This is a genomic window from Ensifer sp. 4252 (genome assembly GCF_050434565.1).
In the GTDB taxonomy this organism is placed as follows: domain Bacteria; phylum Pseudomonadota; class Alphaproteobacteria; order Rhizobiales; family Rhizobiaceae; genus Ensifer.
Window position 1 is genome coordinate 51,925 of sequence record NZ_JBNDIU010000014.1, and the last position, 14,545, is coordinate 66,469.

General features: G+C 63.3%; 15 protein-coding genes and 1 pseudogene. 14 read left to right on the forward strand and 2 right to left on the reverse strand.

Going from position 1 to position 14,545, the window contains the following annotated elements:
* The first annotated feature begins 359 nt into the window (after positions 1–359).
* The 12 genes and pseudogenes from ABIE33_RS22880 to ABIE33_RS22935 all read left to right on the forward strand — a co-directional run bounded on the left by ABIE33_RS22880 (position 360) and on the right by ABIE33_RS22935 (position 9,471).
* Complete coding sequence (locus tag ABIE33_RS22880) at positions 360–557, forward strand: heavy-metal-associated domain-containing protein (protein WP_429129876.1); 198 nt, start codon at positions 360–362, stop codon at positions 555–557.
* 176 nt (positions 558–733) lie between these two features.
* A complete protein-coding gene (locus tag ABIE33_RS22885) occupies positions 734–1,249 on the forward strand; it encodes a DUF4396 domain-containing protein (RefSeq protein WP_429129879.1) in 516 nt (171 codons plus the stop codon).
* 192 nt (positions 1,250–1,441) lie between these two features.
* Positions 1,442–1,811: pseudogene (locus ABIE33_RS22890) on the forward strand (copper ion binding protein); the annotation flags it as partial.
* A gap of 179 nt (positions 1,812–1,990) precedes the next feature.
* Complete coding sequence (locus tag ABIE33_RS22895; RefSeq protein WP_429130132.1) at positions 1,991–3,880, forward strand: copper-translocating P-type ATPase; 1,890 nt, start codon at positions 1,991–1,993, stop codon at positions 3,878–3,880.
* 107 nt (positions 3,881–3,987) lie between these two features.
* Positions 3,988–4,458: a Cu(I)-responsive transcriptional regulator gene (gene cueR, locus ABIE33_RS22900; protein ID WP_429130134.1), complete on the forward strand. Its 471-nt coding sequence runs from the start codon at positions 3,988–3,990 to the stop codon at positions 4,456–4,458.
* Positions 4,459–4,551: 93 nt separating this feature from the next.
* Complete coding sequence (locus ABIE33_RS22905) at positions 4,552–4,962, forward strand: hypothetical protein (RefSeq protein ID WP_429129881.1); 411 nt, start codon at positions 4,552–4,554, stop codon at positions 4,960–4,962.
* Between the two features lie 98 nt (positions 4,963–5,060).
* Positions 5,061–5,291, forward strand: a complete 231-nt coding sequence (locus ABIE33_RS22910) for a hypothetical protein (protein WP_429129883.1) — start codon at positions 5,061–5,063, stop codon at positions 5,289–5,291.
* Entirely contained in the window at positions 5,288–6,739 is a 1,452-nt protein-coding gene (locus ABIE33_RS22915; RefSeq protein ID WP_429129885.1) for a TolC family protein, read from the forward strand. Before ABIE33_RS22910 ends, ABIE33_RS22915 begins: the two co-directional genes overlap by 4 nt.
* Before the next feature lie 14 nt (positions 6,740–6,753).
* Positions 6,754–8,103 carry a multicopper oxidase family protein gene (locus tag ABIE33_RS22920; RefSeq protein ID WP_429129888.1) on the forward strand — a complete coding sequence of 450 codons (1,350 nt, stop codon included), beginning with the start codon at positions 6,754–6,756 and terminating at the stop codon, positions 8,101–8,103.
* Positions 8,104–8,141: 38 nt separating this feature from the next.
* Positions 8,142–8,627 carry a cupredoxin domain-containing protein gene (locus tag ABIE33_RS22925; protein ID WP_429129891.1) on the forward strand — a complete coding sequence of 162 codons (486 nt, stop codon included), beginning with the start codon at positions 8,142–8,144 and terminating at the stop codon, positions 8,625–8,627.
* Positions 8,628–8,653: 26 nt separating this feature from the next.
* Positions 8,654–8,926 (forward strand): copper-binding protein, encoded by a 273-nt coding sequence (locus ABIE33_RS22930; RefSeq protein WP_429129893.1) that lies wholly within the window; start codon positions 8,654–8,656, stop codon positions 8,924–8,926.
* 80 nt (positions 8,927–9,006) lie between these two features.
* A complete protein-coding gene (locus ABIE33_RS22935) occupies positions 9,007–9,471 on the forward strand; it encodes a DUF411 domain-containing protein (protein ID WP_429130137.1) in 465 nt (154 codons plus the stop codon).
* 27 nt (positions 9,472–9,498) lie between these two features.
* Here ABIE33_RS22935 and ABIE33_RS22940 read toward each other — a convergent pair whose 3' ends face one another.
* On the reverse strand, positions 9,499–10,179 hold the full coding sequence (locus ABIE33_RS22940; RefSeq protein WP_429129896.1) for a phosphoribosyltransferase: 681 nt from the start codon (positions 10,177–10,179) through the stop codon (positions 9,499–9,501).
* Between the two features lie 193 nt (positions 10,180–10,372).
* Between ABIE33_RS22940 and ABIE33_RS22945 the strand changes: the two genes are divergently transcribed.
* Together ABIE33_RS22945 and ABIE33_RS22950 are read left to right on the forward strand one after the other, a co-directional pair.
* Positions 10,373–11,554, forward strand: coding sequence for a M20 aminoacylase family protein (locus ABIE33_RS22945; RefSeq protein WP_429129898.1), 1,182 nt, complete (start codon positions 10,373–10,375; stop codon positions 11,552–11,554).
* 112 nt (positions 11,555–11,666) lie between these two features.
* A complete protein-coding gene (locus ABIE33_RS22950) occupies positions 11,667–12,719 on the forward strand; it encodes an alpha/beta hydrolase family protein (protein ID WP_429129900.1) in 1,053 nt (350 codons plus the stop codon).
* A gap of 53 nt (positions 12,720–12,772) precedes the next feature.
* Here the strand turns inward: ABIE33_RS22950 and ABIE33_RS22955 are convergent, their stop codons facing one another.
* Positions 12,773–14,533, reverse strand: a complete 1,761-nt coding sequence (locus ABIE33_RS22955) for an adenine deaminase (protein ID WP_429130140.1) — start codon at positions 14,531–14,533, stop codon at positions 12,773–12,775.
* Between the last annotated feature and the right edge of the window lie 12 nt (positions 14,534–14,545).

The window sequence follows — 14,545 nt, forward strand, 5'->3', positions numbered from 1 at the left end:
GACCAGTGCATTTCGATCATCCCCGAATTGTCCGGTGCGATCGCATCACGGACCTTTCGCAGTCCGTGCCGGGCGGGCGATCGTCCGCCCCCTTGAGACGACGCGAATGCCCTTGTGCACAGCCTTCGGATTGTGCGTCTTCCCGCGGCCGACCGCTAGCCGTCTATTCCAGGGTTCGCCAATGAAAGACTTTCAAATTTTTCGGAGCATTTGCGGCCGATTAGCAGGCCGGCTCCTGCGCTTTCGCCACCGGATTCGACGCACGAAGCATGCCGAAAAAATATAGTCGAACGGCCTCTTGACCTTCCAACGGTGGGAAACCCCATGTTTGTCTCACATCGAAAAGAAGGAGACAAGCGATGCAGAATTACAAGATCGACAACATGACCTGCGGACATTGCGCCGGCGTCGTGCAAAAGGCGATCCTGAGTGTTGATCCGCAGGCAACCGTGAAGGTCGATCTCGGCGCGCGCGAAATCAGCGTCGACACCGCCGCCGCATCCGGCCCGATCGCCGAAGCGCTGAAGACGGCCGGCTACGAGGGCCGCCAACTCTAAATCAAGATTGCAACTGTGCCTCCAGTCACCGGTTGACGCCTCGACCCCAGGCCGAGGCGTTTGTCACCTAACCCCACCGGATCGAAGCAAAGATCCACACAGGCCACCACACGCCTTGACCTTACAACGGTGGGAAGCTTTAGCTTGCCGACTCCGCATCTTCACGGAGACCGAGCATGCAGCACGACGAACACCATGCGCACCGACATGATCGCCGCGGCGTGACGGAGAGCACCTCACAAGCCGACGGAGCGTCGCTCAATCGCCTCGCGCTTTCTGCGACGGTGCATTGCCTAACCGGTTGCGCCATCGGCGAAGTGCTCGGCATGGTCATCGGTTCGGGGCTTGGATGGGGCAATGTCCAGACGATCGCGCTTGCCGTCTTCCTTGCTTTTGTGTTCGGCTACGGCCTGACCATGTTCCCGCTGATCAAAGCGGGCATGCCCTTCACTGCCGTCCTGAAGCTCGCGCTCGCCGCCGACACGGCATCCATCGTCATCATGGAGATTGTCGACAACGCCCTGATGCTGCTCATTCCCGGAGCGATGGATGCAGGCGTGACGTCTCTGCTCTTCTGGGCGAGCCTTGCGGTCGCGCTCCTTGTTGCCGGCGTTGCGGCGTTTCCCGTCAACCGCTGGCTGATTGCGCGTGGCAAGGGTCACACCGTCGTGCACTCGCATCACCAGCACTGAGCATGTGAAGCGATGTCTTTCTGCATAGAAATGTTTCAAACGACCCTTGACCTTCCCATCGTTGGAAGCTCCATCTTCCGGTAAAAGAACAGGAAAAGGAGCACGATCATGGGATCTGTGACCACCATCGAAGCGAAGAGCGCCGTAGCAATCCCCGGTAATGCCTTGACGGCCAGCATACCTGTCGAAGGCATGACATGTGCCTCGTGCGTCGCTCGCGTCGAGAAGGCCATCCGCGCAGTCCCAGGGGTCAAATTCGCCTCCGTCAATCTTGCAACCGAACGGGCCGATGTCCGGTTCGATGGATCGACCAAGCCCGCCGACATCGTCAAGGCGATCGAAAACAGCGGCTATGGCGCAGCTGAGGAATCGATCGAGCTGGCAATCGAAGGCATGACCTGCGCCTCCTGCGTCGCCCGCATCGAGAAGGCACTGAAAGCGGTGCCCGGCGTCACAGGGGCCAATGTCAACCTGGCGACGGAACGCGCATCGGTGCGCCTCACCAAGGGCATTGCGACACCAGCCAGCCTCGAAGAGGCGGTGCGCGCGGCCGGCTACGAGGCCAAGCGCATCACCGGCGATGAGAGCACCGACGAGGAGGCCGAAAAGCGCGAGCGCGAAAGCCAGCGCCTCAGCCGCTCGTTGCTGGTTGCCGCAGCATTGACGCTGCCGATCTTCGTCGTGGAAATGGGCTCGCACTTCATCCCGGCCGTACACGACTTCGTCATGATCAATATCGGCATGCAGGAGAGCTGGTACCTGCAGTTCGTGCTGACGACGCTCGTCCTCTTCGGCCCGGGACTGCGCTTCTACCAGAAGGGTATCCCGGCCCTCTTGCGTCTCGCGCCCGACATGAATTCGCTCGTCGCCATCGGCACGGCCGCGGCCTGGGGCTATTCGGTCGTTGCTACCTTCGCATCCGGGCTTCTGCCCGAGGGTACGGCCAACGTCTATTATGAGGCCGCGGCCGTCATCGTGACGCTGATTCTGCTCGGCCGGGTGCTCGAGGCCCGCGCCAAGGGTCGCACCTCCGAAGCGATCAAACACCTGATGGGCTTGCAGGCAAAGACGGCGCGCGTCGTTCGCGACGGCGAAACGATCGAGATACCGCTCGCAGACGTTCACGCCGGCGACACCGTTCTGGTGCGTCCCGGCGACCGGGTGCCGGTCGACGGCACCGTGGTAGACGGCAATTCCTACGTCGACGAATCGATGATCACCGGTGAACCGGTTCCGGTCGAGAAGCTTGCCGGCGCTGACGTCGTCGGCGGCACAATCAATAAGACCGGATCCTTCACTTTCCGGGCAACCAAGGTCGGCGCCGATACCGTGCTTGCGCAGATCATTCGGATGGTCGAACAGGCCCAGGGCGCCAAGTTGCCGATCCAGTCGCTCGTCGACAAGGTGACCGCCTGGTTCGTTCCGGCCGTCATCGCCATTGCAGCCATCACCTTCGCGATCTGGTTGATCTTCGGCCCGGATCCGGCGCTGAGCTTCGCGCTTGTCAATGGCGTCGCCGTACTGATCATCGCCTGCCCCTGCGCCATGGGTCTTGCGACCCCAACCTCGATCATGGTCGGTACCGGGCGGGCCGCGGAGATGGGCGTCCTGTTCCGCAAGGGCGAAGCGTTGCAGACGCTGCGCAACGCCGAGATCATCGCCGTCGACAAGACGGGCACGCTTACCAAGGGCCGCCCCGAACTGACCGATCTCGACACGTCAGCCGGCTTTGAACGCAGCGACGTTCTTGCACTCGTCGCTGCGGTCGAAACCCGGTCGGAACACCCGATCGCCGAGGCAATCGTCGAAGCTGCGAAGGCCGAAGGCATCGCCATCGCCGCCCCCGCGAACTTCGAGGCTGTCCCCGGCTTCGGCGCCAGTGCCACGGTGAAGGGGCGGACCGTCCATGTCGGCGCCGACCGACTGATGACCAAGCTAAATCTCGACGTCTCAGTGTTTGCCGACCAGGCCGCTCGCCTCGGTTCGGAAGGCAAGAGCCCGCTCTATGCGTCGATCGACGGCAAGCTTGCGGCCATTATCGCCGTTGCAGACCCGATCAAGGAGACGACGCCGCAGGCGATCCGCATGCTGCACGATCTCGGTCTCAAGGTGGCGATGATCACCGGCGACAACCGTCGCACGGCCGAAGCGATCGCCGCCAAGCTCGGGATCGACGAAGTCATCGCCGAGGTACTGCCCGACGGCAAGGTTGCCGCCCTGAAGCGCCTGAAGGCAGATGGCCGCGCCGTCGCCTTCGTCGGCGACGGCATCAACGATGCGCCCGCCCTTGCCGAGGCCGATGTCGGGCTTGCGATCGGTACCGGCACCGATGTCGCGATCGAAAGCGCCGATGTGGTGCTGATGTCCGGCGATCTGCTCGGTGTGCCGAACGCGATCGCCCTTTCGAAGGCGACGATCCGCAACATCAAGGAAAACCTATTCTGGGCCTTCGGCTATAACGCGGTTCTGATCCCGGTTGCAGCGGGCGCGCTCTATCCGGCCTATGGTCTGCTGCTGTCGCCGATCTTCGCCGCCGGTGCGATGGCGCTTTCCAGCGTCTTCGTGCTCGGCAACGCGCTTCGGCTGAGAGGTTTTCGCGGCATCGTCGCGCAAACGCCATCGACGCGATAACACCAAGCCTCTCTCCGGCGGGACAAGCCCGCATGGCGTCCGCCGGCGAGACTTCTTATATTCGACCTGAATACCCGCGCTCTGCGCACCGCTCGAAAGGTAAAGCCATGAATATCGGCGAAGTCGCACGCGCCTCCGGCGTCTCGACGAAGATGATCCGCTATTACGAAACGATCGGCCTCATTCCCCCGGCCGATCGTAGCGAGGCCGGTTACCGCAACTACGGCGACAACGACGTTCACACCTTGCGCTTCATCCGCCGCTCCCGCGATCTCGGTTTCACCGTCGAGCAGATGACCGACCTGCTGACGCTGTGGCGTGATCGCTCGCGCGCCAGCAGCGAGGTGAAGAAGATCGCGCTCGAACACGTTGATCTCCTTGAACGCAAGGCCGAGGAACTGAAGGCCATGAGCCGGACGCTCAAGCACCTGGCCGCCAACTGCCACGGCGACGGACGACCTGATTGCCCGATCCTCGACGATCTCGCGGACATGGCGAACGAACCCGGCAAGGCTCCGGAGCCCGCACGCTTTGGCCCGGCAGGTATCGACCCGGTCCGCAACCGCCGACAGGCTTGAGAAGCCGGAAATCTGGCAGACGCTCACGCATTCGTGAGCCCGAGCCCTGCCGGTCGCATTGACAGGAATCGAGAGCGTTTCTAGGGATTGATGATGGAAAAGGCACGACATGCATATCAGCGTCTGCTGACGATGCTCAAGCTGGTGACGATGCTGTCGCTGGCTGTGCTGCCCTTTTCCAGTGCGGCCGGCATGACCCATGTCGCCTCGCACGCGGCGATGCAAACGCACGCGGCAATGCAGCCGGATGCCTCGCTTGATATCAGTGCTTCAGCGCTGAGCGAACATTGCCCAAGTGCCGACAGCGGCAAGACAAAACCCATTGGCGATAGCGGCAAGACCGACAAGAAGGACTGCTGCAAGACGTTCTGTGCGTCCGTCGCAGTCCTTGCCGATGCCGGCGAAGCCCGGTTTGGTCTGCCACGCTCTATCTTGAGCTTCGGCCTGCAGTCGCAGCTCAGCCCCGGCGAGCGCGCCGGTTTGCACCGCCCTCCAAGGGCCTGATTTCGTGAACAACTGACCGCAACTGCAGTCAAGGTCTTGGCCTGCCCGGCTCTGCCGGTCTGACGCCGATATCCATCATTCACATTTCAGGTTGAACCATGAAACGTCTGTTTCCCATGGCGCTCCTGCCCATCCTTTTGGGCGGATGCGCGACGACAATGCCTGCCGAGGTTACAAGCCTCGCCGATCCCTCGCAAAGTTCCACTGGCGCCAGCGGCCAGGCCTACCGAAGCCCTGTTACCGGTTATGTCCACCGCGAGCCTGTCGGCCCAAAACGCTGGGCGCCGCTCAACGACGCCCAGTCTCCCGCCAAGGGAGAGGCATCATGAACAGGCAAAGGCTAAAGCTCGCCGCGATCATCGGCTTGCCGCTGGCGCTTGCCGGCTGTGCGACAAACGCGGAGTATTCGGCAAAGGGTGCCGGCTTTACGGCGGTCGAGGCCAAGGTCGGCGCCGGTACTACGAAGAGAAGCGTCTGGATCCAGAACCGCGAGCAGGCCGTAAAGGCTGAAGGACAGGTCAAAGCCCTACTGGCACGCAAGTCAGTCGATGCCGATACCGCGGTGCAGATAGCACTTCTCAACAACAAGGGCCTGCAGGCGGCCTATGCCGATCTCGGCGACGCGTCGGCGGATGCCTGGCAGGCAACGATGCTTCTCAACCCGACGGTTTCGATCGGCACCACCGGGATCGGGGCACCGGAACTTGAAGCGTATCGCGCCATCGAAGCGCTGATCACCACCAATATCCTGGCATTGCTGACGCGGGAGAAAACCATCGCCTTCGCCGACGCCCGCTTCCGTCAGGCGCAGCTCGCGGCAGCCCTGCAGACGCTTGCGCTTGCGGCCGAAACCCGCCGCGCATGGGTCGAGACCGTGTCGGCCTGGGAAACGGTCGCGCAGCTCAACAGGGCGCAGGCCGCCGCCGACGCAGCCTCGGAACTCGCCGCCAAGCTCGGCGAGACCGGAGCCATGGGCAAGGCCGATCAGGCCCGCGAACATGTGTTCAATGCCGAGCTCGCCGGCCAGGTGGCGGAAGCCCGTCTTGCTGCAAGGCTTGCCAAGGAAAACCTCACCCGGAAAATGGGGCTCTGGGGAGCCGACGCCGACTACCAGGTGCCGAATCGGCTGCCCGACCTGCCGAAAGCGCTTTCCCGCCGGGACAGCATCGAGGCCGAGGCACTCAAACGCCGTGTCGATCTGCAGATGGCACGCCTCGACCTCGAGGCCGTGGCAAAGTCCTATCGGTTGACCGAAGCGACACGCTTCGTCAGCGATCTCACGCTCGTTGCGGGCGCAGAAGCCGAGCGCGAACGCGAAGACGGTGACACCAAGGTCGAGAGCACCGGCCAGGCCGAGCTGGAGTTCTCCATCCCGATCTTCGACTCAGGCCAGGCGCGCATGCGCAAGGCCGAGCTGGCGCATATGCGCGCCGCCAATCTGCTTGCCGAAAAGGCGGTCAACGTTCGCTCGGAAGCGCGGTCAGCCTATCAGGCCTATCGCTCGCGCTACGACATCGCCCGGCACTATCGCAACAACGTCGTGCCGTTGCGCACGAAGATCGAGGAGGAAGCGACCCTCAGCTACAACGGCATGATCACCAGCACTTTCGAACTGCTCGCCGACACCCGGTCCAAGGTGGACTCGGTGATCCTCACCATCAATGCCAAACGCGATTTCTGGCTCGCGGACGCCGATCTGATGACTGCCATTCATGGCGGCGGGGAAGCTGGCGCTGCGGGCGAAACCGCGGCTCCTGCCGCAGCGGACGCGGATTGAAAGGGATCATGACCATGTTCAACAGACGACAAATCCTCGGCGCCGGCGCGGCACTCGTTTCCACCACGGCCTGGGCGCAAACCTCGACATCCGGCCTGCCGGAGGCGGCAGGCATGGACAACGCCGCCACGCAAAAGCCGTTGGTGCCGACGAGCGGGCCGGACTACCAGCCGGTCGTCACGCTCAACGGCTGGACGCTGCCGCACCGGATGAACAACGGCGTCAAGGAGTTTCACCTGGTCGCCGAACCGGTCGAACGCGAGATGGCCGACGGCATGACCGCCTACCTCTGGGGCTATAACGGCCAGTCGCCCGGCCCGACGATCGAGGCGGTCGAGGGCGACCGGGTGCGCATCTTCGTCACCAACAAGCTGCCGGAGCACACGACGATCCATTGGCACGGCATGATCCTGCCATCGGGAATGGATGGTGTCGGCGGTCTGTCACAGCCGCATATCCCCGCGGGCAAGACGTTCGTCTACGAGTTCGATCTCGTGAAATCCGGGACCTTCATGTACCACCCGCACGCCGACGAGATGGTGCAGATGGCCATGGGCATGATGGGCTTCTTCGTCATCCACCCGAAGGACCCGGCCTTCATGCGGGTCGACCGCGACTTCGTCTTCCTGCTCAACGCCTATGACATCGACCCAGGCACCTATGTCCCGCGCATCATGGAGATGACAGACTTCAACATGTGGTGCTGGAACAGCCGCATCTTCCCGCACATCGATCCACTGGTCGTTGCCAAGAACGACCGGGTGCGGGTGCGCGTCGGCAACCTCACCATGACCAACCATCCGATCCACATGCATGGCTATGATTTCGAGGTGACCTGCACCGATGGCGGCTGGGTCCGTCCCGAGGCCCGATGGCCGGAGGTCTCGATCGACATTCCCGTCGGCGCCATGCGCGCCTATGAGTTCGACGCAAAGTACGAAGGCGATTGGGCGATCCATTGCCACAAATCGCACCACACGATGAATGCGATGGGCCATGATATCCCGACCTTCATCGGCGCCAACAAGACACAGGTCGCGGCGAAGATCCGCAAGATCAAGCCCGACTACATGCCCATGGGCACGGCCGGGATGGCCGACATGGGCGAGATGGAAATGCCGCTTCCCGACAACACGATCCCGATGATGACCGGCTGGGGGCCGCACGGCGCGTTGGAGATGGGCGGCATGTTCTCGGTAGTGAAGGTGCGCGAAGGCATCTCCGCCGGGGATTATAGCGATCCCGGCTGGTACGAAAACCCGCCGGGAACCCAGGCCTGGGAATGGACCGGCGCGCTGCCGGAAACCACCCGCGCCACCGACGCCAAGACAGTGATCACGCCGCCTCCGGCAAAAAAAGGCTGACCGGAATGACCTCTTCCAACGCAACCAAGGAAACCAAGATGAAGACGACACTTTTCGCGCTGACGTTCCTCGCCGCTTCCTCGCTCGCCTCGCCGATGCTCGCCAGCGGTTCTCACGCCGGCGGCCATGATGCCATGTCGGTCGGAGAGCCGGGCGACGCCAAGAAGGCGACGCAGACCGTGCGCGTGACGATGAAGGAAACCGAAGACGGCAAGATGATCTTCACGCCGGCAAGCATCAAGGTCCGCCAGGGGCAGACCGTGCGCTTCGCCATCAAGAATGCCGGCGAACTCGAGCATGAGTTCGTACTCGACGACAAGGCGCAGATCCAGGAGCACAAGGCCGCAATGGAGAAGTTTCCGGACATGGAACACGCTGATCCGAATGCCATCCGGCTTGAGCCCGGCAAATCCGGTGAGATCGTCTGGACCTTCACCAACAACGGCACGTTCGAGTTCGCCTGCCTGGTTCCCGGCCACTACGACGCCGGCATGCATGGACCGCTCGAAGTCATGAAGAAGTGACTGTAACCGATTGAAAGGATGATATTATGAAAACGCTCATTACGTTGATTGCCACTCTTGCCATGGCCGCGTCAGTTCAGGCCGCCGAGTTCACCAAGGGAACGGTCAAGAAGCTGGACACGTCTGCCAAGAAGGTGACGATCGCCCATGAGGATCTCAAGAACCTCGACATGCCTGCCATGACTATGGTGTTCCGGGTCAAGGATGATGCGATACTGGCCAAGCTGAAGGAAGGTGCCGCGATCGAATTCGTCGCCGACCGGGTCGATGGCAAACTCACGGTGACCGAGATCAAGTAATCCGGAGTCCAAGGCCCGGTTAGCGTCAACGCCGGGCCTTGGACGGCCAGGCCGAACAGAAAAGAAAGGAGCGTCCGATGATGGACCTCAAACGCAGACATTTCGCCGCCGGTGCGATCATGGGCATGACGATGCTCGCAGCCGGTGCGGCGATCGCAGCCGGCCCGATGACGGTCTACAAGGATCCGCAATGCGGCTGCTGCGAACAATGGGCGGAAGCGATGGAGGCCGCAGGCTTTAAGGTCGAGATCCGCGATGAAGCCGACATGACGCCGATCAAGACGCGGTTCGCCGTGCCGGCCGACATGGAGGGTTGCCATACTGCCGTCATCGACGGTTATGTCGTGGAAGGGCATGTGCCGCTTGAGGCCGTGCAGAAGCTTTTGTCCGAAAAGCCGGATATATCAGGCATTGCCGTACCCGGCATGCCTGCCGGTTCGCTCGGCATGGGCAACGACCCGCAGGCGTCCTATGACGTCTACACCATCGCCAAGACCTCCGGCGCTGCAGCGACCGTCTATTACAAGGTGCGGCCAGCGCAGTAGCGCTGGCGCAGCATGAGCGATATCGCCTCAGGCGGCGCGCCAGGCGCCGTCTTCTTCTCGGGCCAGCAAGGGCGTGCGGAACACACCGACCACGCGCTCCGGCCAACGGGGTGCGAGATCGGCCAGAGGCTGTCGCCAGCGCTCGGTCTGCAGCATGGCGGCGCCGATCGCGACCGGCTCCACCCCGCAGGTCTGCATCAACGTCAGGCCGGCAACGATCGACGTGCCGCTGGAGATGACGTCATCGACAAGCACGACGCGCTTGCCCTCAAGAAGCGGCAGCATGCGCGGATCGACGTAAAGCCGCTTCTTCTGGTCAGGCGTGGTGATCGACGACAGCGGCACCGAGAGATCGTCGACATACCAGAACTTTCGTGACGTGCCGAGCGGCACGTAACGCGCATGGCCCAGCTTGCGCGCGACGGCAGACGCCAGGGTCAGCCCAAGGGTCGGCAGGCCGGCGATGACATCAGGTTTTAACGGCGCGAGCCTGGCAGCCAGTTCCGCTGCCAGCGCTTCTTCCACCGCAAAGCTTGCCTGATTGATGATCAGCGATGCCAGCGCATGTTTGCCATCGGAGAGTTGCCGGATCGGCAGCAGGATCTGGCGACCGTCTTCAAACTCAGCAGGGAAGAAATCCCGATAACCGCCTCCAGTATCGAAACTTTTCGGCGGAAACACATCCTGCCAGAATTCATGCGGCTGCATCGGTACGGTCCTCTTCTGCGCCACTCAGGCTTCGAACGAAAGGCGATGAAAACGCCGGCGCACTGTTCTGGTTCCGGCGGTTTTCGTCTATACCGTTTACCACTTCGATCAAACCGAAAGGGCGCCCCGGCTGACGCAAATCTGGGGAATTCGACGGCCCTTCTCCGATAGACATGCAAGGAACTGCCAGACAATGCGCGTGCCAGATGAGATCACCAACGACCTGCCTTTCCTCACCGAATTCCGTCGGGATCTCCACGCCCATCCGGAACTTGGCTTCGAGGAGATCCGCACAAGTGATCTGGTTGCGAAACTGCTTGAAGAAGCCGGCCTTAAAGTCCACCGTGGACTTGGAAAAACCGGTGTCGTCGGGACATTGCAGATCGGCAACGGCACCCGCTCGATCGGCCTGCGCGCCGACATGGATGCGCTCGCTATGCCGGAGTTGGCTGAGCGGCCGTACAAGTCGAGGGAAACCGGCAAGATGCATGCCTGCGGCCATGACGGCCATACGGCCATGCTGCTCGGCGCCGCCCGCCATCTCGCCAGCACGCGCAATTTTTCCGGCACGGTGCATTTCATTTTCCAGCCGGCGGAGGAAGGTCGTGGCGGCGCGAAGCGCATGGTCGAGGATGGCCTCTTCCAACTCTTCCCCTGCGACGCGGTTTACGGCCTGCACAACATGCCCGGCCTTGACCCCGACGAGATTGCCGTCGTGGCTGGACCGCAGCTCGCCTCTTCCGACAGCTGGCGGCTGACTTTCCGCGGTGTCGGCACCCATGGCGCCAAGCCGCATCTCGGCCGCGACCCGGTGACGGCAGCCGGCACGTTCCTTGCCTCGCTGCAGTCGATCGTCGGCCGCGTCGTCGATCCGCTGCAGCCGGCCGTCGTTAGCGCCTGTTCCGTGCGCGCCGGCGACCCGAAGGCGCTGAACGTCATTCCCGATACGGTCGAGATCGGCGGCACGGCGCGTGCCTACACGCCTCATGTCCGCGACCAGCTCGAGGAAGAGATCGGCCGGCTGGCACGCGGCACGGCCGAGATGTACGGGATTAAAGTCGACTACGCATTCGAACGTCGCATCCCGCCCGTCGTCAATGACGCCGAAGCCAGCGACCGTGCCCTTTCGGCAGCCCGTGCCGTCTTCGGCGAGAGGACGCGGACGCAGTTTCCGCCATCGACCGCCGGCGACGATTTCGCATTCTTCGGGCTTGAAGCTCCCGGCTGCTACGTCTGGCTCGGCAACGGACCCGCCGTCGATGGCGCCCTCCACCACAACACCGCCTATGACTTCAACGACGCGGCAATCGGCCCCGGCGTCGCCTTCTGGACGACATTGGTCGAGCAGGAACTGAGCGCTTCGGCCGATAGCTGATCAGGTAACGTGTAGCCGAAAAATGTCGGCGACCTTGATTGCGTTTTAGGTCTCCAACGCACAATGGGCCGGGCACAATCCGGCGGCGAATACCACGCCATTGGAGACTTCCATGCACAAACACGCCTTATGGCTCCTTGCCTTGGCATGCCTCGTCGAGGCCCCAGCACAAGCCGATGATATCGGCTTCAAACAAACGACGCTGGTGGATGCCGGCAGCGACCGACCATTGGACGTCGCCATTCTGTATCCGGCCGCGAGCGGCGGAACGGCCGACCTCGTCGGCGACACCCCTGCCTGGGCCGGCCTCGCCGTCGCGCGGGGCGCAACGCCGACCCCGGGGCTCCATCCGCTCGTCGTCCTATCGCACGGTTTTGGTGGCACCTGGCGCAATCAGCTCTGGCTTGCCGATCAACTTGCCCGTCGCGGTTATGTCGTCGCTGCGCCGAACCATCCGGGGACAACCGCCTTCGACCGATCGCCGCGCCAGGCCGCCCGGCTTTCGGAGCGCCCGCGCGATCTTAGCCGCGCCATCGATGCGGTGATGGCCGACCCGGCAATTGCCGGCAGCATCGATGCGTCCCGGATAGCGGCAGTCGGCCACTCGCTCGGCGGATGGACCGTCATGGCTATCGCGGGCGCCCGGTTCGACGAGAGGCAGCTGCTGGAAGACTGTAAATCGGAGGCAAGCCCGATTGCCTGCAACGTCTATGACGAGCTCGGCGTCGAGAAGACTGCCGGCGCGGCAGCGTTGCTCGGCGCGGATCTCGCCGACAAGCGGGTCAAAGCGGTCGTTTCTCTCGATCTTGGCCTTGCGCGTGGATTTACGGCGGGAAGTCTTGCAGCGGTGCATATCCCGGTGCTCGTCGTCGGTGCCGGCGTGGAGGTTGGCGCAAGATCAGCGAAACTGGAATCGGGCTATCTCGCAAACCATCTGCCGCAGGATACGTCGCGCTATCTCGAGATAGCAGACGCGGCGCACTTCACCTTCATGCAAATATGCAAGCCCGGCGCCAGGGCGTTGATCGAGGCGGAAACGCCGGGTGACGGCGTGGTGTGCGACGATGGTGGCGGTCGAGACAGAGCGACCATTCACCGGGATACGGCCGAGGTGATCACGGGCTTTCTCGACACCGCCTTGAACATTCAGCAGCCACTGCGCTAGCCGGCCACCAGCAAAGCACAAGCGGGGCGACCGGCATCGCCCCGCTTGATGCATCAAAACACTTTGAGCACCGGATTTTCGAGCAGCTTCCCCGTCACCACATCGGCAATGCCGCGATCGGTCTGGTGCGGGCCTGCGTTGCAGGCAAGCGTTGCTCCGAAGCAGGCCTTGAAGACGAGGTAGGGCGGCTGCCAATCCACGATCCGTCCGACAGCGTCACTCAGCGCAGCAAAGCCGGATGACACATCGGCCAAGGGCGCTTCGGAAACGAGGCCACATAGCGGCAACGGCAGGACCGCATCGATCTTGCCCGCGGATGCGACCGCCATGCCGCCACCGGCGGCGATGACGGCGTTGGCCGCCACCATCATGTCGCGGGCGTTGCCGCCGAAGACCGTCAGGTTGTGGCTGTCATGTGAAACGGTGGTCGCGAAGGCGCCGCGCCACTCTCCCCAACCGGTGAGCAGGCCGACGCGCGGCTTGCTGTCGGAGCGGCCGTGGCGGTGAGCAACGGCAATCAGCGTCGCACCTTGCGGCAGAACGACGAAGCCATTCTCGACCTCGGCCACTACCTCGCCCCATTGCGTGAAGCGCGGTCGGTCGATCGTGGCGACACGCACCTTTGAGCCGGTTGCGGGAATGGCGAAGTCCGTCTCGCGCAATGGCTCGATCTTCATCGTACCGACAAGCGCCTGGACGTCGGCCTTCGGCACGGCGTCGATCATCTGTCCCGCCCGGGCCACCTGCTTGCCGCCGGCGATCACCGTACGGGCGCGAAAGGCCGAGAGGTCCTCGAAGATCACGATATCCGCCCGCCGCCCGGGGGCAACGAGACCGAGGTCCGGACGACCGAGGCGGGTGGCGGCGTTCAGCGTCGCGGCGCAAAGCGCCCATTCCGGTTTCAGCCCGTAGCGCACCAGCCGCCGCACCACGTCGTCCAATCCGCCCGAGCGGTCGAGGTCGTCGGGGAAGACATCGTCGGTGCAGAGCGTCACGGTCTGCGGCAGGTGGCCGAAAGCATTCAGCGCCTCAACGAACTCCGGCAACAGGTGATCGTGCGAGCCGCGCAGTTCAATCGAGAGCCCGGCGCGCAACTTGGCCAGCAGATCGTCAGCGGAAACCAGCTCGTGGTCCGAGCTGACGCCCGCGGTCACAAAGGCCTGCAGGTCCGAACCGGCAAGGCCGCGCGCATGGCCGTTGACCGGCTTTCCCGCAGCAAGCCCTGCCTGGACGATCGCATGCATGCGAGGATCGCCATCGATCACGCCGCGCATGTTCATCATCTCGGCGATGCCGCCGATCTCCGGCCACGCGAGCATGGTCGTGATCGCATCGGCATCGAAATCGGCACCCGCCAGCTCGAGGCCCGGAGCGGACGGCACGCTCGAAGGCGCGAGCAGAACACAGCGCAGCGGCAGTTGGGTGATCGCATCCGCGGCCCAGCGCACGCCGGCCATGCCGCTGACATTGCCAAACTCGTGCGGGTCCCAGACGAGTGTCGTGACGCCACGCGGCAGCACCGCATCGGCATAGGTCGCGGGCGTGACCATCGAGCTTTCGACATGCATGTGCGTGTCGATCAGGCCGGGCGACAGGAAAGCGCCGGAGGCATCGACGATCGAGGCGGCATCGTTGCGGCTACCGGGGGCATGCACGCTGGCAATCAGTGATCCGACGAGGCCGACGTCGGCAGCGCGCTGTTCAGCGGTAACCATGTCGACCACGACACCACCGATGATAAGCATGTCGAACGCGGCCGCACCCCGCGCTGCAGCGACAGCACGGGCGCGCAGTGCCGAATCCATCAGGTCCATCGGTTCCTGCGG